Origin of the sequence: Streptomyces sp. NPDC050548 (assembly GCF_044457385.1) — a bacterium.
Classification (GTDB): domain Bacteria; phylum Actinomycetota; class Actinomycetes; order Streptomycetales; family Streptomycetaceae; genus Streptomyces.
The window spans coordinates 71,754-95,673 of sequence record NZ_JBITGV010000005.1 but is presented as its reverse complement, the minus strand read 5'-3'; the positions used below and the strand labels follow the sequence as shown (position 1 = coordinate 95,673).

At 71.1% G+C, this 23,920-nt stretch carries 22 protein-coding genes; 13 read left to right on the top strand and 9 right to left on the bottom strand.

All coding sequences use genetic code 11. The annotated features are described in order from the left end of the window. Nucleotides 1-35 precede the first annotated feature (35 nt). From ACIBJH_RS16080 to ACIBJH_RS16070, 3 genes are read left to right on the top strand one after another with little or no spacing between them, the layout of a single operon-like run. Nucleotides 36-623 carry a hypothetical protein gene (locus tag ACIBJH_RS16080; protein WP_399117463.1) on the top strand — a complete coding sequence of 196 codons (588 nt, stop codon included), beginning with the start codon at nucleotides 36-38 and terminating at the stop codon, nucleotides 621-623. Nucleotides 624-676: 53 nt separating this feature from the next. Further along, nucleotides 677-1,924, top strand: coding sequence for an aminotransferase class I/II-fold pyridoxal phosphate-dependent enzyme (locus ACIBJH_RS16075; protein WP_399117462.1), 1,248 nt, complete (start codon nucleotides 677-679; stop codon nucleotides 1,922-1,924). After that, the gene (locus tag ACIBJH_RS16070) at nucleotides 1,921-2,970 is read left to right on the top strand and encodes an MBL fold metallo-hydrolase (protein WP_399117461.1); all 1,050 of its coding nucleotides are present in this window, start codon (nucleotides 1,921-1,923) and stop codon (nucleotides 2,968-2,970) included. The genes ACIBJH_RS16075 and ACIBJH_RS16070 overlap by 4 nt, the downstream gene beginning before the upstream one ends. Here ACIBJH_RS16070 and ACIBJH_RS16065 read toward each other — a convergent pair. Continuing rightward, entirely contained in the window at nucleotides 2,967-3,602 is a 636-nt protein-coding gene (locus tag ACIBJH_RS16065) for a DedA family protein (RefSeq protein ID WP_399117460.1), read from the bottom strand. The two genes, ACIBJH_RS16070 and ACIBJH_RS16065, sit on opposite strands and share 4 nt — an antisense overlap. Continuing rightward, nucleotides 3,599-4,372 carry an MBL fold metallo-hydrolase gene (locus tag ACIBJH_RS16060; protein ID WP_399117459.1) on the bottom strand — a complete coding sequence of 258 codons (774 nt, stop codon included), beginning with the start codon at nucleotides 4,370-4,372 and terminating at the stop codon, nucleotides 3,599-3,601. Before ACIBJH_RS16060 ends, ACIBJH_RS16065 begins: the two co-directional genes overlap by 4 nt. Nucleotides 4,373-4,457: 85 nt before the next feature. On the opposite strand from ACIBJH_RS16060, the gene ACIBJH_RS16055 reads away from it, so the two are divergent. The 6 genes from ACIBJH_RS16055 to dnaK all read left to right on the top strand — a co-directional run bounded on the left by ACIBJH_RS16055 (nucleotide 4,458) and on the right by dnaK (nucleotide 12,704). Next, complete coding sequence (locus ACIBJH_RS16055; RefSeq protein WP_019071350.1) at nucleotides 4,458-4,889, top strand: hypothetical protein; 432 nt, start codon at nucleotides 4,458-4,460, stop codon at nucleotides 4,887-4,889. An 82-nt stretch (nucleotides 4,890-4,971) separates the two neighbouring features. Further along, a complete protein-coding gene (locus ACIBJH_RS16050) occupies nucleotides 4,972-7,047 on the top strand; it encodes a phage holin family protein (RefSeq protein WP_399117458.1) in 2,076 nt (691 codons plus the stop codon). 79 nt (nucleotides 7,048-7,126) lie between these two features. Next, the gene (locus tag ACIBJH_RS16045; protein ID WP_399117457.1) at nucleotides 7,127-8,188 is read left to right on the top strand and encodes an ATP-binding protein; all 1,062 of its coding nucleotides are present in this window, start codon (nucleotides 7,127-7,129) and stop codon (nucleotides 8,186-8,188) included. Between the two features lie 238 nt (nucleotides 8,189-8,426). Then, nucleotides 8,427-10,232 carry a hypothetical protein gene (locus ACIBJH_RS16040; RefSeq protein ID WP_399117456.1) on the top strand — a complete coding sequence of 602 codons (1,806 nt, stop codon included), beginning with the start codon at nucleotides 8,427-8,429 and terminating at the stop codon, nucleotides 10,230-10,232. 53 nt (nucleotides 10,233-10,285) lie between these two features. After that, nucleotides 10,286-10,711 carry an OsmC family peroxiredoxin gene (locus ACIBJH_RS16035; protein ID WP_019071354.1) on the top strand — a complete coding sequence of 142 codons (426 nt, stop codon included), beginning with the start codon at nucleotides 10,286-10,288 and terminating at the stop codon, nucleotides 10,709-10,711. Nucleotides 10,712-10,826: 115 nt separating this feature from the next. Beyond that, nucleotides 10,827-12,704, top strand: coding sequence for a molecular chaperone DnaK (gene dnaK / locus ACIBJH_RS16030; protein WP_399117454.1), 1,878 nt, complete (start codon nucleotides 10,827-10,829; stop codon nucleotides 12,702-12,704). Here the strand turns inward: dnaK and narJ are convergent. The 4 genes from narJ to ACIBJH_RS16010 form a co-directional block, all read right to left on the bottom strand. Then, complete coding sequence (gene narJ / locus ACIBJH_RS16025) at nucleotides 12,701-13,198, bottom strand: nitrate reductase molybdenum cofactor assembly chaperone (protein WP_399117452.1); 498 nt, start codon at nucleotides 13,196-13,198, stop codon at nucleotides 12,701-12,703. The genes dnaK and narJ overlap by 4 nt on opposite strands. 221 nt (nucleotides 13,199-13,419) lie before the next feature. Next, nucleotides 13,420-14,235 (bottom strand): SAM-dependent methyltransferase, encoded by an 816-nt coding sequence (locus ACIBJH_RS16020; RefSeq protein ID WP_399117451.1) that lies wholly within the window; start codon nucleotides 14,233-14,235, stop codon nucleotides 13,420-13,422. Between the two features lie 75 nt (nucleotides 14,236-14,310). Beyond that, on the bottom strand, nucleotides 14,311-15,174 hold the full coding sequence (locus ACIBJH_RS16015) for a helix-turn-helix domain-containing protein (protein ID WP_399117449.1): 864 nt from the start codon (nucleotides 15,172-15,174) through the stop codon (nucleotides 14,311-14,313). Nucleotides 15,175-15,259: 85 nt separating this feature from the next. After that, nucleotides 15,260-16,081 (bottom strand): helix-turn-helix domain-containing protein, encoded by an 822-nt coding sequence (locus ACIBJH_RS16010; RefSeq protein WP_399117448.1) that lies wholly within the window; start codon nucleotides 16,079-16,081, stop codon nucleotides 15,260-15,262. Nucleotides 16,082-16,254: 173 nt separating this feature from the next. Here ACIBJH_RS16010 and ACIBJH_RS16005 point away from each other — a divergent pair, with 173 nt between their 5' ends. Both ACIBJH_RS16005 and ACIBJH_RS16000 read left to right on the top strand, forming a co-directional pair. Continuing rightward, the gene (locus ACIBJH_RS16005; RefSeq protein ID WP_399117447.1) at nucleotides 16,255-16,560 is read left to right on the top strand and encodes a 4a-hydroxytetrahydrobiopterin dehydratase; all 306 of its coding nucleotides are present in this window, start codon (nucleotides 16,255-16,257) and stop codon (nucleotides 16,558-16,560) included. Between the two features lie 28 nt (nucleotides 16,561-16,588). Then, nucleotides 16,589-17,338 (top strand): class I SAM-dependent methyltransferase, encoded by a 750-nt coding sequence (locus ACIBJH_RS16000; protein ID WP_399117446.1) that lies wholly within the window; start codon nucleotides 16,589-16,591, stop codon nucleotides 17,336-17,338. Here ACIBJH_RS16000 and ACIBJH_RS15995 read toward each other — a convergent pair. Both ACIBJH_RS15995 and ACIBJH_RS15990 read right to left on the bottom strand, forming a co-directional pair. Then, complete coding sequence (locus tag ACIBJH_RS15995; protein ID WP_399117445.1) at nucleotides 17,316-17,783, bottom strand: hypothetical protein; 468 nt, start codon at nucleotides 17,781-17,783, stop codon at nucleotides 17,316-17,318. The two genes, ACIBJH_RS16000 and ACIBJH_RS15995, sit on opposite strands and share 23 nt — an antisense overlap. Then, the gene (locus tag ACIBJH_RS15990; protein ID WP_399117443.1) at nucleotides 17,780-18,259 is read right to left on the bottom strand and encodes a hypothetical protein; all 480 of its coding nucleotides are present in this window, start codon (nucleotides 18,257-18,259) and stop codon (nucleotides 17,780-17,782) included. Before ACIBJH_RS15990 ends, ACIBJH_RS15995 begins: the two co-directional genes overlap by 4 nt. A 39-nt stretch (nucleotides 18,260-18,298) precedes the next feature. On the opposite strand from ACIBJH_RS15990, the gene ACIBJH_RS15985 reads away from it, so the two are divergent. Both ACIBJH_RS15985 and ACIBJH_RS15980 read left to right on the top strand, forming a co-directional pair. Continuing rightward, a complete protein-coding gene (locus tag ACIBJH_RS15985; RefSeq protein ID WP_399117442.1) occupies nucleotides 18,299-19,261 on the top strand; it encodes a helix-turn-helix transcriptional regulator in 963 nt (320 codons plus the stop codon). A gap of 39 nt (nucleotides 19,262-19,300) precedes the next feature. Then, nucleotides 19,301-21,190 carry a rhamnogalacturonan lyase gene (locus tag ACIBJH_RS15980; protein ID WP_399117441.1) on the top strand — a complete coding sequence of 630 codons (1,890 nt, stop codon included), beginning with the start codon at nucleotides 19,301-19,303 and terminating at the stop codon, nucleotides 21,188-21,190. Between the two features lie 62 nt (nucleotides 21,191-21,252). Here the strand turns inward: ACIBJH_RS15980 and ACIBJH_RS15975 are convergent, their stop codons facing one another. Next, nucleotides 21,253-23,916, bottom strand: coding sequence for a cellulose binding domain-containing protein (locus tag ACIBJH_RS15975; protein ID WP_399117440.1), 2,664 nt, complete (start codon nucleotides 23,914-23,916; stop codon nucleotides 21,253-21,255). Nucleotides 23,917-23,920 lie beyond the last annotated feature (4 nt).

Sequence of the window (23,920 nt, the reverse complement as noted above, 5' to 3'; positions counted from 1 at the left end):
TGTTGCCGCCGTCCTCGGTCTAAGGAGACCCGCTCATGCGTCGCACCGCCCTTGCGCTGTCCGTCGTCGCCCTGGTCGGCGTCGCCGGTCCAGCTCTGGCCGTCGATTCCGCCGCCGAGGTCAGCCCGAGTACCGCCCAGGCGGGCGGGAGCGTGACCGTTTCCGTGTCCTGCGAGGTGGTCGGGGGGATCGCGCCCGAGACCCTGGACGCCTCGTCCCAGGCCTTCGACGGCGGGAGCGTCCAGCTGCAACGCGTGCCCGGCAACGGTGACCGGGCCGCCGGAGCCGCCTACCGGGGGACCGCGCGGATCTCCACGGACGGGGTCGAGCGCGACGCCGCGTGGACCGTCGACGGGACCTGTCCGGCACCGCCGGGCGGCCAGGGCAGGCCGTGGAGCGCGACCTTCAGCGTGGAACGCGGAAGTGGGGGCGGGCAGCGGCCTTGTCAGGAGCCCCGGGGTGATTCCTGTGCTGGTGCCGCCGTGATCGAGCGCGGGGTGCGGGCCGGGGAGGGCGGTACCTTCACCGACTCCGTGCCGGCGCTGGTCGCTGGGGGTGTGCTGATCGCGGGCGCGTTCGGTGGTGCCGTGTACCGGCTGCGCAGGCGGGCTCCGGGACACTGAGGGCACGACCAGGACACGGCACGGCACTGCACCAGGGACTGCGCGGAGGCACCATGCGGCAGGCGGACGCGGTAGGCCAGGGACCCGTCCGATACGGGCCGGTGTTTCCCGACGACGGACTGCCCGTGCTGCCGGAACTGGCCGCCGTCCTCGCCGCCGCCGCGAGCCGCACCGAGGAACAGCCGGTCGGCGGGGCCCCCGCACTGCTGGAGGCCGCGAGCGGCTACTTCGAACGCCGGGGCCTGCCCGCCGACCCCGCCCGTGTGGCCGCCGCCCCGGGCGCCCCCGCACTGCTGGTCGCGCTGACCGCCGCGCTCGGCGGTGATGTCCTGGTACCCAGACCCTGCGCGGCCTGGTGGGCGCCGTACGCCCGGCTGCTGGGCAGGCCCGTGTTCCATGTGGGCACTCCGGCCGAGTGCGGCGGGGTGCCCGACCCGTACGCCCTGCTGGAGACCGTGCGCAGGGTCCGCGACGAGGGCGGCGACCCGCGGCTGCTGGTGCTGTCGGTCGCCGACGATCCCACCGCCACCGTCGTGCCGCCCGAGGTCATGCACGAGACCGTCGAGGCCGCCGCGGGCGAGGGTCTGCACCTGGTCAGCGACGAGACCTGGCGCGACACCCTGCACGCGCCCCGGCGCAGCGTCCTGCTCAGCCCCGCCGAGATGCTGCCCGAGAAGGTCACCGTCGTCACCGACCTGGCCGGCGCGCTCCTCCCGTCCGGCTGGCCCGCAGCCGTCGCCCGCTTTCCCGCGGGCCGCGTCGGGAACGCGCTCCACGCGCGCGTGCTCGACGTCCTCACCGCACTCGGCGCCAGGGTCGCCGCACCCGTCGCCGCCGCGGCCGCCCATGCCCTCGGCGAACCCCCGCCCGTCGTCGCCCGCCGCGACACCGCCGTAGGCCTGCACGCGCGCGTGGCCGCCGCCGCGCACGCGGCCGTCACCGGGGCGGGAGCGTTCGCCCGGCCGCCGCAGGCGGGGCGTCATCTGTACGTCGATCTCGGGCCGTTGCGCCACGCGCTCACCCCGCAGGGGGTGGGCGACGCACAGGACCTGGAGGAGTTCCTCACCGCCCGGCTCGGCATGCCCGCGCCGGGCGGTCACCGTTTCGGTGACGACCTGGGCGCGCTGCGGGTACGGCTGTCCACCGGACCCCTGCTGGGCCGAACCGATGAGGAACGCGCGGAATGCCTCATGTCACCCGTGCCGTTGGAACTGCCACACGTGCAACGCGCGTTGATGTCCTTGAGGTCGATCTTCGACGATCTCCGCGACGACGCTCAGCGATGGGAGCCTCCTCGATGACGCAGCAGTCCGAGTCGACCACGACGACCCCGGACGCCGGCCGCACGGCGTCCCCGTCTCCCTTCATCCCCTCCTCCCCGCCGCTCGCCGAACCCCGCCCCCTCGGCGAACGCCGTGTGTGGCCCCGGACCTTCCACGACCGGCTCACCGCCCCGCTGCCCGGCCTCAAGGCGATCGCCCGCTTCGCCCGCGAGGGCTCCGTACGACCCCGCCCCGAGGGGCTCGCCGACATCCCCCGACTCCCCTTCGCCCCCGAGCCGTTGCCCAAGATCGACGCCCTGACCGTCGCCGTCACCTGGGCGGGGCACGCCAGTTGGGTGGTGCAGATCGGCGGCCTGACGATCCTCACCGACCCGGTCTGGTCCCGCCGCATCCTCGGCACCCCGTCCCGGATCACCCCCGTCGGCGTCGCCTGGGAGGCACTCCCGCCGATCGACGCCGTCGTCATCAGCCACAACCACTACGACCACCTCGACGCCCCCACCCTGCGCCGACTCCCGCGCCACACCCCGGTGTTCGCCCCGGCCGGTCTCGGCAGCTGGTTCCGGCGCCGCAGATTCACCCGCGTCACCGAACTCGACTGGTGGGAGGCGGCCCAACTCGACGGCGTACGGCTCGACTTCGTACCCGCCCACCACTGGTCCAAGCGCAGCCTCACCGACACCTGCCACTCCCTGTGGGGCGGCTGGGTGATGACGGCACCGGACGGACAACGCGTCTACTTCGCGGGCGACACGGGCTACGGCCACTGGTTCTCCCGTATCGGCGCCCGCTATCCGGGAATCGACCTGGCCCTCCTGCCCATCGGCGCCTACGACCCGCGCTGGTGGCTGAGCGACGTCCACTGCGACCCGGAGGAAGCGGTGCGGGCGGCCCAGGACTTGGGCGCGCGCCGGATGGCCCCCATGCACTGGGGCACGTTCGTCCTGTCGGCAGAGCCGGTCCTGGAGCCGCTGACGCGGGTCAGGGCGGCATGGGAGAAAGCCGAGTTGGTCCGAGAAGACCTGTGGGATCTACCGGTGGGAGGCTCAAGAGTGCTTGCCTAGGCGGGAGTTGTTTTCCGCACCCTGCGCCACACGGTCGGGGCCGCGCTGATCGCCACGGTCAGCGCGACCGCGGCCACCACGCCCTCCCACGGCTCGGGGAACAGCGAGCCCCCGAGGATGCCGATCAGCTGGTACGTCATCGCCCAGGCCAGACACGCCGGCGCGTTCCCCCGGGCGAACCGCCGGATCGGCCACTCGGCCAGCAGACAGGCCAACATCACCGGGATACGGCCCGCCGGCACCATCCGGGAAAGGATCAGCACCGTCACCCCATGGTCGGCCAGCTTCTCCTGCGCCTGCGTGAGCCGCTCCTCCGGAGCCCGCGCGCGGATCGCCTCCAGCCACCGCGAACCGTTCTTCGAACCCATCCCGCGCCGCCCCAGCCAGTACAGCGCGATGTCCCCGAGGAACGCGGCCAGCGACGCCGTCACGAACACCAGCGCCAACGCGAACGGCGCCGTCTGATGGAACGCGACGACGGCCGCCGAACTCACCAGCGCCCCCGTGGGAATCACCGGCACCAGCGCCCCGAACAGCACCAGCAGGAACAACGTCGGGTAGCCGATGGCCTGTTGGGTGGACTCGGGCGAGGTCGTCGTCGTCGCGGACAGCGCGTCCGCGATCCAGCTCACCGGGCGACCTGCGGACGTACGCTCTCGCCGTGCCCGAGCCGGTGCACGGCCACCGAGGGCGCCAGTTGGGCCGCGATCCGCACGAACTCGTCGCCGGGCGTGTGGAATTCGTGCGGGCGCACCGCGTCCATCCCGATCGGCCAGTACGTGCCGTAGTGCACCGGCACCGCACTGCGCGGCGCGAGACGGGCCAGCGCCTGGGCCGCGCGCCCCGCGTCCAGATGCCCCTCGCCGAGATACGGCCCCCAGCCGCCGACCGGCAGCAGCGCCACGTCGACCGGACCGACCTCCTTGGCCATGTCGTCGAACAGCCCGGTGTCCCCGGCGAAGTACGTGCGCGCCTCGCCCTCGACGACGTAGCCCAGCGCGGGGGAGCGGTGCGGTCCGACCGGTAGCCGCCGCCCGTCATGACGCGCGGGCACGGCCCGTACGACCAGGTCACCGACCATCGTCTGGTCACCGGGGGACACCTCGTCGATCCGCAGCTGCCGGAGCCGGCGCAACCCCGGTACCGCGCGGAGTGCGCCCCGGGGCACGAGCAGGCGCGTGCCCGGGGCGAGGGCGCCGAGCGAGGGAAGGTGCAGGTGGTCGGCGTGCAGATGGGAGACGAGCGCCAGGTTCGCGCGACGGGCCTCGGGCGGCGGCACCGCGCCCCGGCGGCGCCGTAGATGCGCGAGCCGGCGGGCGAACAGGGGGTCGGTGAGGACACGTACGCCCGAGTCCTCGATCGTGCAGGTGGCGTGACCCCACCAGGTGATCTCCACCGGCACCTTCTTTGCCTCCTTCGCGCGACTCCCCCGAAGCCTACGGGCAGGAGTAGGGTCGGCGGCGAAACCCGGAGGTGAGGGGGACGCCATGGGACAGGTACGCGGTGCCTCCGGTATGCCCTCGCGGGTCAGGGTCACGGCGATCGCCAGCCTGACACCGCTGGAGGAACTGGACGAGGACCCCTTCCTGGTCGACTCGCGCAGCCAGCACGCCATGTGCGCCCGCTGGGCCGCCGACCACGGCTATGTGATCGCCCGCGAACTCCTGGTGCGCGGACTGCGCCCCGACCACAGCGCCCTGTGGGACGGCGTCCGCCCCGGCCTCGACCTGTTCGTCGCCCCCAGCCGCCGGGTCCTGGAGAGCGCGCTGTCCTCCGTGGAGGAGTTCACCGACGAGTGCGCGCGCCGCGGGGTGCGGATCGAGACGGTGGGCCGCGCGGAACCCTGCTACGACGCCCAGATGAAGGCCAGCGTGCACCGACGGCTGTCCATGCCGACGGCGGGCTACGACGGCCGGTGACATCTGGACCGTTCCACCCGTTGTGACAAGGTGGGTGGAGGCCCGCCAGGTCGACGGGCCCGGGACGTGAGGTGTACGGGGCGTGGGTGGAGCGCGTTGGCGGCGGCTCGCCAGTCAGGTCGGGCGGAGTATCGCGGTGTGGGCGGTCTCCACGGTCACCATGCTGGTGCTCGCCGGGATCCTGCCGGACTTCAAACTCCAGTCGGCGGACGGTGACAGTGCCACCCGTATCGGCGTCACGGCGGCGTTGGGCGCCGGCGCCTTCGGTGTGCTGTCGGCCCTGGTCTGGCCGCTGCTGGTACGGCTGCTGCTGCTCGTGCCCGCGCTCGTCCTCGGCCTCCTGGTCTTCGTGCTCAACGGGTCGCTGCTGCTGATCGCCCTGCGCATCAATCCGGACGGCGGGCTGCGCGGCCAGGTCGCCCCGGAGACCGCCGTGGTCGTCGCCGCCGTGATGTCCGCCGTGGCCTCCGCGACCGGCGGTGCCCTGGCCGTCCGGGACGACGACGCCTACCGCCGCCGCCTCTACCGCCTCGCCGACCGCCGCCGCAGAGCCCTGCCACCAGGCCCCTCCAGTCCCGGCACCGTCTTCCTCCAGCTCGACGGCGTCGGCCACGACGTCCTGCTCGACGCGATGGAGAAGGGGCTGATGCCGACCGTCGCGCGACTCCTCGGCGGCGACCGCCCCACTCACCGCCTCACCCCGTGGCGCACCGACTGGTCCAGCCAGACCGGCGCCAGCCAGCTCGGCATCCTGCACGGCTCCAACCACGACATCCCCGCGTTCCGCTGGTACGAGAAGGACACCGGCGAGGTGATGGTCTGCAACCGCCCGACCAGCGCGGCCGAACTCCAGCGCCGCGCCATCGAGCACACCGGTGACGGCGGCCTCCTCACCGTGGACGGTGCCAGCCGCGGCAACCTGTTCAGCGGCGGGGCCGACGAACAGGCCCTCGTGCTGTCCATCGCGATCCGCCGCCGGGGCCGGGACAACCGTTCCCGCGCGGGCTACTTCGCCTACTTCTCCGACCCCGCCAACGCCGTCCGCACCGCGATGTCCTTCGTCGCCGAGGTCGGCCGAGAGATCGGCCAGTCCACCCGCTCCCGCCTCACCAGGCAGCGCCCCCGCGTCAAGCGCGGCGGCCTCTACCCTCTCGTCCGCGCCTTCGCGACCGTCGTGGAACGGGATGTCGTCGTCGCCGCCGTCATGGGCGACATGCTGGCCGGCCGCACCGCCGTCTACGCCGACCTCGTGGCCTACGACGAGGTCGCCCACCACTCAGGACCGCGCAGCCGCGACGCCGCCAAGGTCCTCCAACGCCTGGACCGTTCCATCGCGTTGATCGAGAACGTCGCCGAGCATGCCCCGCGGCCGTACCGCATCGTCGTTCTCTCCGACCACGGGCAGAGCCCCGGCGAGACCTTCCAGGGCCGCTACGGCCTCACCCTCGGCGACCTCGTCCGGGCGGGGTGCGGGCTGCCCGTGCCGCGCCGGGCCCGCCGCACCCACAGCGGTGCCGAGGCCCGTGCTGCCGTCCGCGCGGCGCTGCGCAGGCCCGCCAAGGACGGCGACGAGCGGCAGGTGCACGCCGGCCGCCACTCGGAGCCGATCGTGCTGGCCTCCGGCAACCTCGGCCTGGTCTCCTTCCCGGACGTGCCGCACCGCATGACCAAGGAGGAGATCGACGCCCGCCACCCGGCGCTCCTGACGACCCTCGCCAACCACCCGGGTGTCGGCTTCGTCCTCGTCCGCAGCGCGGAGCACGGCGGGCTCGTCCTCGGCGCGCACGGCGCGGAGCTGCCGGTGGCCGAACTCGACGACAAACAGGACCCGTTGGCGGACTTCGGACCCGGCGCCGCGGACGCCGTCCGGCGCACCCACTCCTTCCCGCACACCGCCGACATCATGGTCAACTCCTGGTACGACCCCGCCGAGGGCGAAGTCCTCGCCTTCGAGGAGCAGATCGGCTCGCACGGCGGCCTCGGCGGCTGCCAGGGCAAGCCGTTCCTGCTGTCGCCTCGCGCCCTCTCCGCGCCGGTCGAGGACGGCGAGGACCTCGTCGGCGCCGAGCACATCCACCGCGTACTGCGGCGCTGGCTGCGGGAGTTGAACGGCCCGCAGGTGCCGCTGACGGCGGAGCCGGAGGAGCGGGCCGCCTGAAAATGGGCTGCGGTGGGCGGTTCGCGAGCACACACTGTTCGAGTCTCCCCACCTCGAACCTCCTTCAGGAGCCGCTGTTTTGCAGGCTGCCGTCACCGTCACTCCCGCCCGGATCCCCGAACTGCTGCTGGGTCTCGCGACCGTCCGCCCCGTCTTCCTCTGGGGCGCGCCCGGCATCGGAAAGTCGTCCCTGGTAAGGGAGTTCGCCCAGTCGTTGGGGCTGGAGTGCGTCAGCCTGCTCGGTACGCAGCTCGCGCCCGAGGACCTGATCGGTGTACCGCAGATCCGTGACGGACGGTCGGTGTTCTGCCCGCCGGAGGCCATCGCGCGCGACGAGCCGTACTGCCTGTTCCTGGACGAACTCAACGCGGCCACACCGGATGTGCAGAAGGCGTTCTACTCGCTGATCCTGGACCGCCGCATCGGGAACTACGAACTCCCCAAGGGCTCCATCGTGATCGGCGCCGGCAACCGCGCGACCGACAACGCGCTGGCCCGCCCGATCGCCTCCGCACTGATCAACCGGCTCACCCACGTCCACCTGGAGGCGTCCCCGAAGGACTGGCTCACGTGGGCCGCCGCCAACGGCATCCACCCGTGGATCCTCGACCACCTCACCGACCGCCCCGACCACCTGTGGTCCAAGCCGCCGAAGACCGAGGAGCCCTTCTCCACGCCCCGCTCCTGGCACATGCTCTCCGACGCGCTGGGCTCCTTCGGACCCGACCTCGACGAGGACACCCTCAAGGTCGTCGCGCACGGCACGCTGACGCCCGCCCACGCGGTCGCGTTCTGCGGCTACGTCAAGATCGTGCGCAGCCGCTTCGGCATCGAGGCCGTCCTCAAGGGCGACGCCCGCTGGCCGAACCGCACCGAGGACCGCGACCTCCTCTACTACCTCGCGGAGTCCTTCCGGGGCCGCCTCATCAAGGAACTCCCCGCCAGCAAGGACCACTTGTCGGCCAACGGCCGCCAGACCGCGTACCGCGCCAAGTCCCTCCTCGTCCAACTCGCCGAGATCTCCGTCGAGGTGGCCCAGAGCGTCATCGCCTCGGACGACGACGGCAACCCGGTCCTCCCGGCCTGGTTCCTGGTGGAGGCGGCCCGGGACATGCCCCGGCTGGTGGAGGCGCGCCGATGAGGTGGGGTAGTGAACGGGCCGTCATGGCAAGGCAGTTCGGTGAGCCCCGGGCTCGGGGCGGCCCCGGTCGTCGGCGCCGGGTCGCACCATCGGGCCTGTGCCGCGCCCGGGGCCGCCGACGCGGCGGTGAACAGGCCGTCATGGCAGGGGAGTTCGGCATCACCTGGGCGCGGACGGCGCTCGCGCCCGGCTCCACGAGGGCACCGCTTCGGCCCGCTCCCGTGCCGGAGGTCGGCCCGTGAGCCGTACCCGCAAGAAGGGCCCTGAGAAGAAGAAACCCGACCCGGCGACCGAGGCGTTCGCGGCCGGACTGAAGCTCGTGTGGGCCAACCCCGCGCTCGCCGCGATCGACTTCGAGCTGTGCCGGGAGGAGGACTGCCGGGCCGCGCCACGCGACGGGCTCGTACTGGTCAACTCCAACGGGTATCTCCACGCGCACCCCACCCGGCTCGCCGAACCCGCCGAATGGGCCTGGGCGATCGCGCACGCGCTCATCCACCTCGGCTTCGGCCACGTACCCGGTGCGAAGGGCGAGCGCGAACAGCCCGACCGCTTCGACCTCGCGGCCCGCTGCGTCGTCGTCAACCGCTTCCTGCTCACCTTCCCCATCGGCCGCACCCCCGAGAACCTGCCCGCCGCCTACCCCTCGGGTGACGAGGAACAACTCGCGGCCCGCTGGCGCCGCGACGGCATCCCGGCCGCCTACGAACACTGCGGTACGGCGGGCAGCGACCCCGACCAGCGGCTCGTACCGTGGCAGGGCTGGCCCGGGACCCCCGTGGACTGGCAGATCGCCTTCGCGAGCGCCCTCACCCGGACCATGTCCGTCGCCATGGACCTCGCCGGCGGCCGCCGCGACTCGATGTACGGCGGCCCGACCCGGCTGCACCCCTGGGAGCGCGCCCTGAGCTGGTTCGTCTCCAACTACCCGCTGCTCGGCGGCATCGCGGCCGGTATCACCCTCGTCGCCGACGCCGAACTCGCCCGCGCCCACGGCATCTCCGTCGCCGCCGTCGACACCGAGGCCGCCGAGATCTACATCAACCCGCTGCGTCAGTTCGACGACGAGGAATGGCGGTTCGTCCTCGCCCACGAGATGCTGCACGCCGCCCTGCGCCACGGCGACCGCTGCGGCACCCGCGACCCGTTCCTCTTCAACGTCGCCGCCGACTACGTCATCAACGGCTGGCTGCGCGAGATGGACATCGGCACGATGCCCGAAGGCCTGCTGTACGACCCGGAGTTGAAGGACCTCTCCGCCGAGGAGGTCTACGACCGCATCACCGCCGACCTGCGCCGCACCCGCCGCCTGGCCACCCTGCGCGGCAAGGGCACCGGAGACCTCCTCGGTGGCCCGCTCGGCAGCCCGCGCGACTACGTCGACCTCGACGAGTTCTACCGACGCGGCCTCGCCCGCGGCCTGGATCTGCACCAGCGGCACGAACGCGGCTTCCTGCCCGGCGGGTTGGTCGAGGAGATCCGCGCGCTGAGCCATCCGCCCCTGCCCTGGGACGCCCAACTCGCCCGCTGGTTCGACGAGTTCGTACCCCGCCCGGAGCCCGTACGGTCGTACGCCCGTCCCTCGCGCCGCCAGTCCTCCACTCCCGACATCCCGCGCGCGGGCCACCATTTCCCGCCCGAGGAGGTCGCCCGCTGCACCTTCGGCGTCGTCCTCGACACCTCCGGCTCCATGGACCGCACCCTCCTCGGCAAGGCGCTGGGCGCGATCGCCTCGTACGCCGAGGCCCGTGACGTACCGGCCGCCCGGGTCGTGTTCTGCGACGCGGCCCCGCACGACGCGGGCTATGTACCGGTCACCGACATCGCCGGCCGGGTGCGCGTGCACGGCCGCGGCGGCACCGTACTCCAGCCAGGAATCGACCTGTTGCACCGCGCCGACGACTTCCCGCCGGGCGCGCCCGTCCTCGTCATCACCGACGGCTGGTGCGACGTACTGAGGGTGCGGCGCGAGCACGCCTATCTGATTCCACAAGGTGCTCGCCTGCCGTTCACCCCGCGTGGGCCGGTCTTCCGGGTGCGCTGAACCGGAATGTGATCGGATGGCCTCGAACGACATCCGCTTCGAAAGGAATCACCGTGGCTACCACGCGCACCGCACACACCGTCTGGGAAGGCGAACTCATCAAGGGCAGCGGCGAGGTCACCTTCGACTCGTCAGGCATCGGTGTGCAGCCGGTGACGTGGGCGTCGCGCGCCGAGGAGGCCAACGGCAAGACGAGCCCCGAGGAACTGATCGCGGCCGCCCACTCCAGCTGCTTCTCGATGGCGCTGTCGCACGGCCTCACCGGCGCGGGCACCCCGCCCACCCGCCTGGAGACCAAGGCCGACGTGACCTTCCAGCCCGGCGAGGGCATCACCGGCATCCACCTCACCGTCCGCGGTGAGGTTCCCGGCCTGGACGCGGCCGGCTTCGCGGCCGCCGCCGAGGACGCCAAGAAGAACTGCCCGGTCAGCCAGGCGCTCACGGGTACGACGATCACGCTGACGGTCGAATCCGCCTGACCCCGGCCCCCGCTCCCACCTCGATGCCGCACCCCGAAAACGGGTGCGGCATTGACTTTCCGCCACTCAAGTTTTGTGCTGGAGATCGGGCAGCGCCTGGCGGAAGGGGACGGCTATGGGACGAGCGGTCGGGATCGATCTGGGGACCACGAACTCGGTGGTCGCGGTGCTGGAGGGCGGGGAGGCGACGGTCGTCGCCAACGCCGAGGGAGCGAGGACCACACCCTCGGTCGTGGCCTTCGCCAAGAACGGCGAGGTACTGGTCGGCGAGGTCGCCAAACGGCAGGCCGTGACCAACATCGAGCGCACCGCGCGCTCGGTGAAACGCCACATGGGCAACACCGACTGGCGGTTCCCGGACACGGGCGCCATCGACGGAACGCGGTACCGCGCCCAGGAGTTGTCCGCGCGCGTGCTGCAGAAACTGAAGCGGGACACGGAGGCCTACCTCGGCGAGGACGTCACCGACGCGGTGATCACCGTCCCCGCCTACTTCGACGACTCCCAGCGCCAGGCCACCAAGGAGGCCGGCGAGATCGCGGGCCTCAAGGTCCTGCGGATCATCAACGAACCGACCGCCGCCGCCCTCGCCTACGGCCTCGACCGCGGCGAGGAACAGACCGTCCTCGTCTTCGACCTCGGCGGCGGCACCTTCGACGTCTCCCTCCTGGAGATCGGCGACGGCGTCATCGAGGTCAAGGCCACCAACGGCGACACCCACCTCGGCGGCGACGACTGGGACCAGCGGGTCATGGAGTACCTGGTCAAGAAGTTCCAGGGCCAGTACGGCATCGACCTCGGCAAGGACAAGATGGCGCTGCAGCGCCTGCGCGAGGGCGCCGAGAAGGCGAAGATCGAACTCTCCTCGGCCACCGAGACGACGATCAACCTCCCCTACATCACCGCCTCCGCCGACGGCCCGATGCACCTCGACGAGAAACTGACCCGCGCCCAGTTCCAGGAACTCACCGCCGATCTCCTCGACCGCTGCAAGACCCCCTTCCACCAGGCGGTCAAGGACGCCGGCGTCAAACTCTCCGCCGTCGACCACGTCATCCTCGTCGGCGGCTCGACCCGGATGCCCGCCGTCACCGACCTCGTCAAGGAACTCACCGGCAAGGACCCGCACAAGGGCGTCAACCCCGACGAGGTCGTGGCGGTCGGCGCCGCCCTCCAGGCCGGCGTCATCCGCGGCGACGTCAAGGACGTCCTGCTCCTCGATGTCACCCCGCTGTCCCTGGGCATCGAGACCAAGGGCGGCATCATGACGAAGCTCATCGAACGCAACACGACCATCCCCACCCGGCGTTCGGAGATCTTCACCACCGCCACCGACAACCAGCCCTCGGTCGGCATCCAGGTCTACCAGGGTGAACGCGAAATCGCCGCGTACAACAAGAAGTTGGGCGTCTTCGACCTCACCGGCCTGCCGCCCGCCCCGCGCGGGGTCCCGCAGATCGAGGTCGCCTTCGACATCGACGCCAACGGAATCATGCACGTCTCCGCCAAGGACCTGGCCACCGGCCGCGAACAGAAGATGACCGTCACCGGCGGCTCCGCGCTCCCCAAGGACGACATCGACCGCATGATGCGCGAGGCCGAACAGTACGCCGACGAGGACCGCAGGCGCCGCGAGGCCGCCGAGACCCGCAACCAGGCCGAACAACTCGTCTACCAGACCGAGAAGTTCGTCCGCGAGAACGAGGAACGCATCCCGGCCGACACCAGGACCGAGGTCGCGGCGGCGGCCACGGAGGTGAAAGGTCTCCTCGAACACGACGCGGACACCGCTGAGTTGCGTGCGGCCGTGGAGAAACTCGCCACCGTCAGCCAGCGGATGGGGCAGGCGATGTACGCCCAGGCGGCCGCCCAGCAGTCACCCACGGAACAGACGGAGACCCCCACGGAACACACCTCGCCCCAGGAGGAGGAAGGCGTCGTCGACGCGGAGATCGTCGACGACGAACGCGAGCCGAAGGGCGGCGCGGCCTAGCTCACGGTCCGCCCGCCGGACGCGGTCGGCAGGGTGGCGCAGACGGCGTCCAGGACGGACGCGTACGGCGTGCCGAAGTCGGCCAGCCGGGCGCGGAGTCGGTCCAGCGCGGTGCGGTACTCGGTGAGCAGGTCGAGATTGCCGGTGCGGGACGTGAACTCCAGGACCGCGGGCAGGAAGTCGGGCAGCTCCTCACCGGTGAACTCCAGCCCGTGCGCGCGGTACAGCTCCTTGAAGCCGACCAGGGACATACCGTGCGCACGGGTGCCGCCGCCGTGCCACCGGCTCAGATACAGGCTGTGCCGGTTCTCGGGGCCGAAGACCTCGGCATAGTGCGCGGCCAGTTCCCGCGGCGGCGTGAGGGCCGCGTGGTCGGCGAACTCCCGCAGCTGCGGCGCGGCTTCGCGCAGCAGCGGGAGCCGGGCGCGGAAGTCGTCGTCGGGGTAGGTCAGGCAGAGCGCGGCCGCCTGGTACAGCACGGCGTCCGAGGGCATCAGGCCTCCATCGCGTGGACGTGTGCGGCGGCGGAGAGGTCGATTGCCTCACCCCAGGTGGCTACAGGATTCTGTATACAATATTTCGTCTTTGCCCCACGGCGCCCGGCCGGCCCGGCGGGCGGTGTCCACGTGTCCGTCACCTGCGCTCCCTTGCTCGCCCGTGATGTCGAACCTAGGGCGGGGCAGGGGAGCGCACCCGTTCACAGCAGCCGTACGGGTCAGTGCTTGACGGCGACCCCGCCGTAGACCGGGACGATGCCCTCCGCCTGCGCGGCCACGTCCTCCGGCTCGGGACGCCAGCCGTAGACGGCGATCACGCCCGGGCCGAGCAGCTCCAGACCGTCGAAGAAGCGCGAGAACTCGCCCAGCGAGCGCGGGTAGAACGGGGTGCCGCTGCGCCGGAAGTGCTCGGCCGCCTTGGCGATGGCCTCGGGGCTGAGATCCGGAGCGACCTGCGAAAGGGTCAGGTAGCTGCCCGGGGCGAGGACGTCGACGTACCGCTTGATCAGGCCGTACACGTCGTCGCCGTCGGGGTCGTCCCCCAGATAGTGGGTGAGCGCGACCAGCGACAGCGCGACCGGCTGCGCGAAGTCGAGGGTCTCGCCGGCCAGCCGCAGGATCGTGTCCGGGTCACGCACGTCGGCGTGCACATACTCGGTGCTGCCCTCGGGCGCGCCGTGCAGCAGGGCCTCCGCGTGCCGCAGCACGATCGGGTCGTTGTCCGCGTACACGACCTTCGCGTCCGGGGCGACACTCTGTGCCACCTGGTGCAGGTTCGGCTCGGTGGGGATGCCGGTGCCGATGTCCAGGAACTGACGTATCCCGGCCTCGGCGGCGGCCCGTGTCGCCCGGTGCATGAACCGCCGGTTGGCCCGTGCCCCGCGCACCGCCGTGCCGTCCGAGGCGAGGATCCGGCGCGCCAGCTCCTCGTCCACCGGGTAGTTGTCCTTGCCGCCGAGCCACCAGTCGTACACCCGCGCCGGATGCGGCCGGCTGGTGTCGATACGGGTGGGCGCGGCTTCGGATCCGGTCATGCGGTGTCGTCTCCTCTGGAGTTCGGGTCGGGGTGCCGGGCCGTGCTGTGTGCTGCCGTGCGCTGCCGGGCCGGGCTAGAAGGTCTCGCGGTAGTCCCGCAGGATCTTCTTGGTGCGCTGCGCGGACGCGGCGTGCGCCGTCATGTGGTCGAGGACCTCCAGATGCGCGGAGACCTCGGTACGGGAGTCCAGATACAGGGCGCCGGTCAGATACTCGGTGAACACCATGTCGGGCAGCTCCGGTTCGGCGAAACGGAACAGTGAGAACGGGGCGTACGTCCCCGGATGCGGGCCGTTCTCGAACTCCGCGACCTGGAGCGTCACCCGGTCGCGCTCGCCGAACTCCAGCAGCCTGTCCAGCTGTTCGCGCATCACCTCGCCGCGCATGCTCACCGGACGCCGCAACACCGTCTCGTCCATGATCACCCACAGGTGCGGCGGATTGTCCCGCTCCAACAGCCCCTGGCGGGCCATCCGCAGGGACACATGCCGCTCGATGGTCTCGGGACCGGTCTGCCCGATCGTCCCGGCCTCCATCACGGCCCGCGCGTAGTCCTCGGTCTGCAAGAGGCCCGGCACGAAGTGCGGTTCGTACGAACGGATCAGCCCGGCCGCACCCTCCAGGCTCACATACAGGCTGAACCACTCCGGCAGCACATCGTGGAACCGCTGCCACCAACCCGGCTGATTCGCCTCCTCGGTGAGCGCGACGAACGCGTCGGCCTCCTCGTCGGCCACCCCGTACGTGCTCAACAGCACCTGTACGTACGGCACTTTCAGCGCGACCTCGGCCATCTCCATCCGCCGTACGGTCGCCGGAGCCACCCGCAGGACCTGCGCGGCCTCCTCGCGTTTGATGCCGGCCGCCTCGCGCAACTCCTGGAGCCTTCTGCCCAGCACTACTTGACCCACGGTGGGCGCGGGTCGCCGTTCACTCACGCCACGCCTCCCCATACGCGCCGAAGTCTGGGGGCAGTGTGCCATGTTCCGGCCGTTGTCTCAGCGCTTCGGAGGTGATCATCCGTCAGTCCCCCAGCCTGCGAAGGTACTTGGCCGTCGCCGGGTCGGCCGGGAGGAGCGTCTCGATCGCCAGCTCCGAGACCGTCACATCCATCGGAGTGTTGAACGTGGAGATGGAGGAGACGAACGACAGCACCCGGCCCTCGTGCTCGATCCGCAGCGGCAGCGCGAAGTACGGTACGGAAGCGGCCGGTTCGGCCCCGTCGCCGGTCGCATCCGGCACCGGATACGCGGCGACCTCCTCGTACAGCGCCCGCAGCGGCTCGGACCGGTGCAGCGCGATCTGCCGCTCCATCTGCGCGAGGAGATGCCCGCGCCACTCACCCAGATTGCGGATGCGTGGCGCCAGACCCTCGGGGTGCAGCGTCAACCGCATGGCGTTCAGCGGTGGTTGGAGCAGGGACTCCGGCACACCGTCCAGCAGCATCGTGATGCCCCGGTTCGCCGCGACCACCGTGTAGACGGCGTCGACCACCAGCGCCGGATACGGCTCGTAGCCCTGGATCAGCCGCTCCAGACCCTCGCGCAACGCGCCCAACGCCGGGTCGTCCAACGGGGTCTCCGGATAGCGCGGGGCGTAACCGGCCGCCAGCAGCAGGGAGTTGCGCTCCCGTACCGGCACGTTCAGATGCTCGGCCAGCCGCAGCACCATCTCCTCGCTCGGCCGCGACCGTCCCGTCTCGACGAAGCTGATGTGCCGGGCCGAGGAGTCCGCCCGCAACGCCAGCTCCAGCTGACTGACCCGCCGCCGTTCCCGCCAGGCACGCAGCAACGGGCCGACACCCCTGCCGGCGGAGGTGTCGGTACCGGTCGCGACGATGGTCATACGCACGACCGTAGTCGAAGCGGCCCGCCCGTGAGCGGACCGAGGAACCCGTCCGGGGGAGCCGCGTACCCAACCCACCCCGGGGCACTCTGCTGACCAGGCACGCAGCCCACTGCCTGTGGCACGCTGAAGTGGCCGAAGAGGAACCCGCCCGCTCAGGAAGGACCGAGGCCATGCCCGTCGCACCGCTGTCGCAGAAGGAGATCGAGGACCGCCTCGCGGAACTCCCGGGCTGGTCCGCCGACGCCGATCACCTCACTCGCACCTACCGGCTCGGCACCCACTTCGCGGCCACCGCGATGGTCGTCCACATCGCCCAGGTCCAGGAGGAACTCGACCACCACTCCGACCTCACCCTCGGCTACAACACCGTCACCCTCACCGTGAACACCCACAGCGTCGGCGGCGCGATCACCGACCTCGACTTCCAACTCGCCCGCAGAGTCGAGGACTTGGCACCGGGCCACGGCGCGGCCTGACCGCACGGGACAGGTAGGGGGACAGCGCGTGCTCGACTACGACAAGGAAGCCGGCGCCTACGACGCGACACGCGGCGGCGAGCCCCGTGCCGCCGCCGCTGCCGAAGCCGTCCTCGGCCTCGTCCCGCGGGACGCTCGGGCCCTGCTCGACGTGGCCTGCGGCACCGGCATCGTCACCCGTCGCCTGGCCGCCGCCCGCCCCGGCCTGCGGGTCACCGGCCTCGACGCGGCACCCGCCATGGCCCGCACGGCGGCGACCCGGCTGCCGGGCGCCGTACTCCTCGCCGACAGCCGCCAACTGCCCTTCCCCGACGGGGTGTTCGACGCCGTCACCACCATCTGGCTGCTGCACCTCGTGACGAGCCCCGAAGACGCCGCCGCGATCATCGCGGAGTGCGCACGAGTGCTGCGACCGGGCGGGGCGTACCTCACCACGGCCGACAAGGCCGCCGCCCACGACGTCGGCAGCGACATCGACGCCGTCCTCGCCCCGCGCCCACGCCGCCCCGCCCAGGACCGACCGGACCACGTCCGCGCCCACGCCGCCCGGCAGGGCCTGCACCCGGCCGGCACGGCCCGCTTCCGCGGCCACGGCCAGGGCCGCAGCCCCCGCAGCACCGTCTCGGACCTGCGACGCGGCTGGTTCACCATGCTGCCGCCCGGCGAACCACTCACCGAACGGTTCGCCGAGCGACTGCAACTGCTGCCGGACCAGGAACGTCCGCGCCCGGACCCCGAGTTCACGATCCTGGCCTTCAGGAAGCCTTCGGCCGGGTGAAGTCCATCGTCCAGTTGGTCATCCAACTCGCCCCGTCGTCCACGGAGAAGGCCTGCTCCCAGCGAGCGCCGCTCGCGAAGACCCCCGACCACACGAACCGCACCCGCACGTCCTTGCCGTCGTGCGTGTCGTCGCCGTAGAACTCGCCCCGACCGCCCTCGAACCGGCCCGTCACCGGCGGGAACAGCTTCCCGCTGCGGCTCGACGACCAGTTCAGGGACCACTGTTCGGTCTCCCGGTCGAAGAGCCGCAGGGTCAGCCCCTTCGACCCCAGATACGGCATGTCGATCTCGTCGACGTTCGCCGCACCGTCGAAGAACGGCCGGCAGTGGCTGACCCCGGTGAACTCCTCCCAGCCACTGGCGGGTTGGAGGAAGTCGGTCAGGCGACGGTTCACGACCTCCCACTCGCCGTGCAGGAAGTCGAAGTCGCGCGGGCTGCTCATGAGCGGTCTCCAGTGGTCCCGGTCGCCAGGGAGTCGGCCAAGTAGGCGTCTAGGTCCGGGACTTCGGGCGCGAGCAGATGCCGTACCCAGGCGTCCCGTTCGTGCAGGATCGGCGGCAGCTCCCAGACACAGCCGATCCACGGCAGATCGGGGGTGACGAAGTGGGTGGGGTCGAGGTCGGGGCAGCCGAGCACCGGCTGGCCCGCCGACGCGCCCCGGAAGTGCAGGACGTTGTCCCACACCCAGCTGTACGCGTTCAGATAGGCACCGTCGTCACCGCCCCGGTGCAGCACCACGAAGGTCGCCGGCGGAGTGCCGTCCGGCTCGGGCAGCAACTCCGGCAGGATCGCGTACGCCGCCGCCTCCACCTCGGGTGCGATCCCGGCCGGGTCGGCGGTGACGTGGTAGCGCTTGACGCGCCGCCCGGCCACCTCGATCGGCGGTGGCACGGTCAGCAGTTTCTCCGTGAAAGGCATGACAGGACGCTAGGACCGCTTCACTGACATCCTGTGTCAGTGAAGTCCAGCAGACTCCTCTCGATCCTGCTCCTGCTCCAGACCCGCGGGAGGATGACCGCCGCCCAGCTCGCCGAGGCCCTGGAGGTCTCGGTCCGCACGGTCTACCGGGACGTCGAAGCCTTGAGCGCGGCGGGTGTCCCGCTGTACGGCGACGCGGGCCACGCCGGTGGCTACCGCCTCCTCGACGGCTACCGCACCCGCCTGACCGGCCTCACCACGGACGAGGCCGAGGCCCTGTTCCTCGCGGGGGTGCCGGGACCGGCCGCCGAGCTGGGCCTCGGCCCGGTCCTGGCCGCCGCCCAGCTGAAAGTGCGCGCGGCCCTGCCGGCGGAGCTGCGCGAGCACGCCGACCGCATCAGTGGCCGCTTCCATCTGGACGCGCCGGGCTGGTACGCGGACGCCGACGACACGCCGTTTTTGCATACGGTCGCCGACGCCGTATGGCACAACCGCGTTCTGTATGCCATCTACCGCCGCTGGCGCGAGCCGACCGACGTCGAACGCCGACTGGAGCCGTACGGGCTCGTCCTGAAGGCAGGCCGCTGGTATGTCGTGGCCGGTCCCGGCCCGCGCACCTTCCGCGTCGACCAGATCCTGGAACTCACCACCCCCGACCCCGACGAGGAGTTCACCCGCCCCGACGACTTCGACCTCGCCGCGTACTGGACCGCCCACCAACGCGACTTCCGCGACCGCCTCTACCGCAGCGAGGCGGTGGTCCGGCTCGCACCCGGCGCGAACCTCGCCCGGGCCGTCCCCCTCGACGGACGGCCGGAACAGGACGGTTGGACCCTGATGTCGGTCCCCATCGAGTCCGTCGACCACGCGCACGGCGAGTTCCTGAGCCTCGGCACGGACATCGAGGTCCTCTCACCGCCCGAACTCCGCGACCGCATCACCCGCACGGTCGCCGAACTGGCCGAAAGATACGGCAACTTGCTCACCGGCAGCGGCGACTGAGGGCACGGAACCCGTCCGTCCTCCCAGGAGGTACGTCACGTGAGCTACCCGCACCCGCAAGTGCGCCCGCCGTACCAACACCCCAGACGAAGGGCCGTACTCTCCGCACTGACCGCCGCCGCGGCCCTGGTCCTCGCCGGACTCACCACCGGCGGAACCGCACAGGCCGCCACCGCCCGCCAGGTCGAGGCCCTCGACCGCGGTGTCGTCAGCGTCCACACCGACAGCGGCAACCTGGTCAGCTGGCGCTGGCTCGGCACCGACCCCGACACCGTCTCCTTCAACGTCTACCGCGCCGGTACGAAGGTCAACTCCGCCCCGATCACCGGCTCCACGAACTACTTCCACGCCGGCGCGCCCGCCCAGGCCGACTACACGGTCCGCGCGATCGTCGGCGGCGTCGAACAGGCCGACTCCGTCCACGCCGTCCAGTTCCGCACCGGCTACAAGGACGTCCCCATCACCCCGCCCGCCGGCGGCACCACCCCCGACGGAGTCGCCTACACCTACGAGGCCAACGACGCCTCCGTCGGCGACCTCGACGGCGACGGACAGCTCGACTTCGTCCTCAAGTGGCAGCCCACCAACGCCAAGGACAACTCCCAGTCCGGCTACACCGGAAACACCATCCTCGACGGCGTAAAACTCGACGGCACCCGCCTGTGGCGCATCGACCTCGGCCGCAACATCCGCTCCGGCGCCCACTACACACAGTTCCAGGTGTACGACTACGACGGCGACGGCAAGGCCGAGGTCGCCATGAAGACCGCCGACGCCACCGTCGACGGAACGGGCACCGTCATCGGCAACTCGGCGGCGGACTACCGCAATTCGAGCGGCTACGTCCTGTCCGGACCCGAGTACCTGACCATGTTCGACGGCCTGACCGGCAAGGCGATGAGCACCGTCGACTACGTCCCGGCCCGCGGCACGGTCTCCTCCTGGGGCGACTCCTACGGCAACCGAGTCGACCGATTCCTCGCCGGAACCGCCTACTTGGACGGCAGCCGCCCCTCCCTGATCATGGCGCGCGGCTACTACACACGCACGGTCATCGCCGCCTGGGACTGGCGGGGCGGCGCCTTCACCCGCCGCTGGACCTTCGACACCAACTCCTCGACCAACACCGGCAAGGGCTACGACGCCCAGGGCAACCACCAGTTGGCGATCGCCGACGTCGACGGCGACGGCAAGGACGAGATCGTGTACGGCTCGATGGCCGTCGACGACAACGGCTACGGCCTGTGGACCACCAAGAACGGCCACGGCGACGCCCTGCACGTCGGCGACCTCGACCCCACCCGCCCGGGCCTGGAGGAGTTCAAGGTCGACGAGGACTCCTCGAAACCGTCCTCCTGGATGGCCGACGCGAAGACCGGCGCGATCATCTGGTCCACACCCGCCAACGGCGACAACGGCCGGGGCGTCTCCGGGGACATCTGGGCGGGCAGCCCCGGCGCCGAGTCCTGGTCGGCGTCGGAGAGCGGCGTCCGCAACCCCCGGGGCACGGTGGTGGCCACCCGCAAGCCCTCCAGCACCAACTTCCTGTCCTGGTGGGACGGCGACCCGGTGCGCGAACTCCTCGACTCCACCCACATCGACAAGTACGGCACGACCGCCGACACCCGCCTGCTGACCGGCGCCGACGTCCACTCCAACAACAGCACCAAGGCGACCCCGACCCTCTCCGGGGACATCCTCGGCGACTGGCGGGAAGAGGTCGTCTGGCCCACCACGGACAACACGGCGCTACGGATCTACTCCACGCCGTACGAGACGACCACCAGGATCACCACCCTGCTCCACGACACCCAGTACCGCACGGCCCTGGCCTGGCAGAACACTGCATACAACCAACCGCCCCACCCGAGCTTCTACATCGGCGACGGGATGGCGACAGCACCCCGGCCGACTGTCTACACGCCCTGACCGCACTGCCTGAGACAGGCGGCTGCGTGCCGTGGTGCGCGCAGCCGCCCTCTCCGCCCCGCTCAGGCGACCGCGCAGGCCTGATCACCCACCTTGAACGACGCCGGCCTCGTATTCGCCCCCGACCAACTCCCCGTGAACCCGAACCCCACCGACGAACCCGCGGCCACCGTCCCGTTCCAGCTCACGTTCTTCGCCGTCACGGTCGCGCCGGCCTGGGTCCAGTCGGCGTTCCACAGTTGGCCGATCTGCTGACCGTCCGCGAAGGACCAGCCAAGTGACCAGCCGTTCCAGGCGGTTGAGCCGGTGTTGGTCACCTGGACATCGGCCTGGAAGCCGCCCGTCCACTGGTTGGTGATCCTGTACGTGACCGAGCAGGCGCCCGTGGGAGGCGTCGGATCGGTGCCGCCACCCCCGCCCCCACCGCTGCCGGCATCGGAGGAGTCGCCGTAGACGACCCCACGCCCGTTCGTCGACACGTACACGCGCCCGTACACGCGCGGGTCACCGGTGATCGCCGCACCCGTCCAACCCCACTGGTGCGCATCGTCGTTGATCCGCGTCCAGCTCACTCCCTTGTCGGTCGAACGGAAGATGCCGCGCACGCCGCCGATCTTCGCGCTCGTGTAGAGCGTCTGGTACGAGGCACCGGTCGCCGCCTTGCCGAAGCCGATGGTGTCGGCCTGGCCGACGTTCGCGAGCTTCGCGAACGTGGCGCCGCCGTCCGTGGAGTGCCACAGCCCGTACGCCCCGTCACTAGCCCCGCCCGCCAGCCAGACGTCCCCCTTCGCGCCGGGCAGCGCCTTGAACCGCACGCTGTCCCCGCTGGGCAGCCCGGTGGCCGAGGACGCGGTGAAGGTCGCCCCGCCGTCCGAACTCACATAGAACTTCCCGGACTTGAAACCGTAGAAGGTCTTGGCGTCGACCCGGTCCGACTCGACGACCGCGCCCGCCGGAATTCCGCTGGACGCCGACCACGACGAACCGAATCCGACGGTGTACTGCACCCCGGCACCCGCCGGACTCCACACGAACCGGCTCCCGTCGGCCGCCGCGGCGACGGTCCCACCCCCGCTGACACCCGAAGGATCCGTCCCCGCGAACCAGTTGGCGCCGTTGTCCGTCGAGAACGCGATGTGCGGCCCCGAGTCCAGATTGCCCACACGCACCACCGTGTTGGGGTTGGTCTCCGCGAAGTCGAGGCTCGTGGTCGTGGTGAAGTTCGGCGAAGTGAACATCATCGGGGGGACCTTGGTGAGATCCGTGTGCCGGAACCCGCCGATGTCGCCCAGCGCGCTGAGGAGTTGGGCCCCGCCGGACGGGGGAGCGGCGAGGTCGTTGACGGCCGTCTCCTCCAGACCCTGCACCATCGGCTTCACGGTGAACTGGCCGCCGCTGTCCCAGTTCGTCAGGTTCTCCGTGCCGAAGAGCGTCGCGCCCGTGCCGTACATCATGCGGTTCGAGTCGAACGGGTCGATCTCCAGCGACTCCGTCATCCAGCCGAGTTTCGGGGCCTGTTCGGGCGGCGACGGATTCGCCCCGAAGGTCAACCAGGGCGAGGAGGACACGTCCATGGTGAACCGGTTCGACCGGTTGGGATACGACGTGTAGTCCCAGGCCTTCGTCCAGCTGCCCCCGCTGTCCGTCGAGCGGAAGATCTGCGTGTCCGGCCACCAGGAGCTGTACGCCGTCGCCATCACGGTCCCCGGATGCTGCCGGTCGACGGTCAGACCGCTGAAGCCGTAGTAGGTGTCGGCCTCCGCGACCGGACTGATGTTCGTCCATGTGCCGGTCGCGGTCGCGTACCGCCACAACTGCCCCTTGCCGCCGTCGTACGGCCCGCCCTTGTCGCTGTATGCGATGTACAGATAACCGTTGACCGCATCCAGTACACCCTTGTGCGCCAGATACCCCGTCGGCTGCCCGGCCACCCGGCTCCATGTCGCGCCCGCGTCCGTCGACCGGTACACGGCGTTGGCCTGGTCCGCGACACCGACGTAGATCGTCTTCGTCGCGCTGCCGGACGTACCCGTCGACTCGTCGAAGGTGACCCACACGATGCCCTGGTTGTCGCTGGCGTACCCGCTCGTGTCGGTCGGATCCTGCACATAGTTGCCGACATTCGGGAAGTTCGTCACCTGCGACCAGGTCGCGCCGGAGTCAGTCGACCGCCACAGACCCTTTCCGCTGGGCGCGCCCAGATACAGCACGCTGTCCTTGTTCGGATCGACCGCCAGCCGCTCGCCCGTACCGCGCCCCGGCATGTTCCCGCCGAGCTTGAACGGCAGATCGGTCTTCTGCCAACTCGCGCCCCGGTCCGCCGACCTGAGCACGGCCCCGTTCGTGGGATCCCAGCTGTTCGTATACGTGCCGACGGCCGCGTACACCTTGTTCGGGTCGATCGCGTCGGACGCGAGACTCACCACCCCGGTGTGCCCCCACTCGTCCCACCCGACCGAGTCCAGCAACGGCGTCCAGGTCTTCGTCGCCTCCTGCCACCGATAGGCACCGCCGATGTCGGTACGGGCGTAGGCGAGGTTCTTCTCCTTCCGATTGAAGACGACGCCGGGCACGAACCCGCCCCCGTCGATCCGGGCGTTGTGCCAGGTGTAGGTGTCGGCCGCGAGCGCCACGTTCGGCGCGTTCGCGGCGAGGGCGGAAGGGCTGCCCGCCAGCAAGCCGGCCGCGAGCGCCACAACGGCCAGGAGAATTCGGGTTCTTCGCACGATG

Coding starts and splice junctions, on each gene's coding strand:
- ACIBJH_RS16080 (WP_399117463.1), top strand. CDS start 36: ATGCGTCGCACCGCCCTTGCGCTGTCCGTCGTCGCCCTGGTCGGCGTC.
- ACIBJH_RS16075 (WP_399117462.1), top strand. CDS start 677: ATGCGGCAGGCGGACGCGGTAGGCCAGGGACCCGTCCGATACGGGCCG.
- ACIBJH_RS16070 (WP_399117461.1), top strand. CDS start 1,921: ATGACGCAGCAGTCCGAGTCGACCACGACGACCCCGGACGCCGGCCGC.
- ACIBJH_RS16055 (WP_019071350.1), top strand. CDS start 4,458: ATGGGACAGGTACGCGGTGCCTCCGGTATGCCCTCGCGGGTCAGGGTC.
- dnaK (WP_399117454.1), top strand. CDS start 10,827: ATGGGACGAGCGGTCGGGATCGATCTGGGGACCACGAACTCGGTGGTC.
- narJ (WP_399117452.1), bottom strand. CDS start 13,198: ATGCCCTCGGACGCCGTGCTGTACCAGGCGGCCGCGCTCTGCCTGACC.
- ACIBJH_RS16020 (WP_399117451.1), bottom strand. CDS start 14,235: ATGACCGGATCCGAAGCCGCGCCCACCCGTATCGACACCAGCCGGCCG.
- ACIBJH_RS16010 (WP_399117448.1), bottom strand. CDS start 16,081: ATGACCATCGTCGCGACCGGTACCGACACCTCCGCCGGCAGGGGTGTC.
- ACIBJH_RS16005 (WP_399117447.1), top strand. CDS start 16,255: ATGCCCGTCGCACCGCTGTCGCAGAAGGAGATCGAGGACCGCCTCGCG.
- ACIBJH_RS15995 (WP_399117445.1), bottom strand. CDS start 17,783: ATGAGCAGCCCGCGCGACTTCGACTTCCTGCACGGCGAGTGGGAGGTC.
- ACIBJH_RS15990 (WP_399117443.1), bottom strand. CDS start 18,259: ATGCCTTTCACGGAGAAACTGCTGACCGTGCCACCGCCGATCGAGGTG.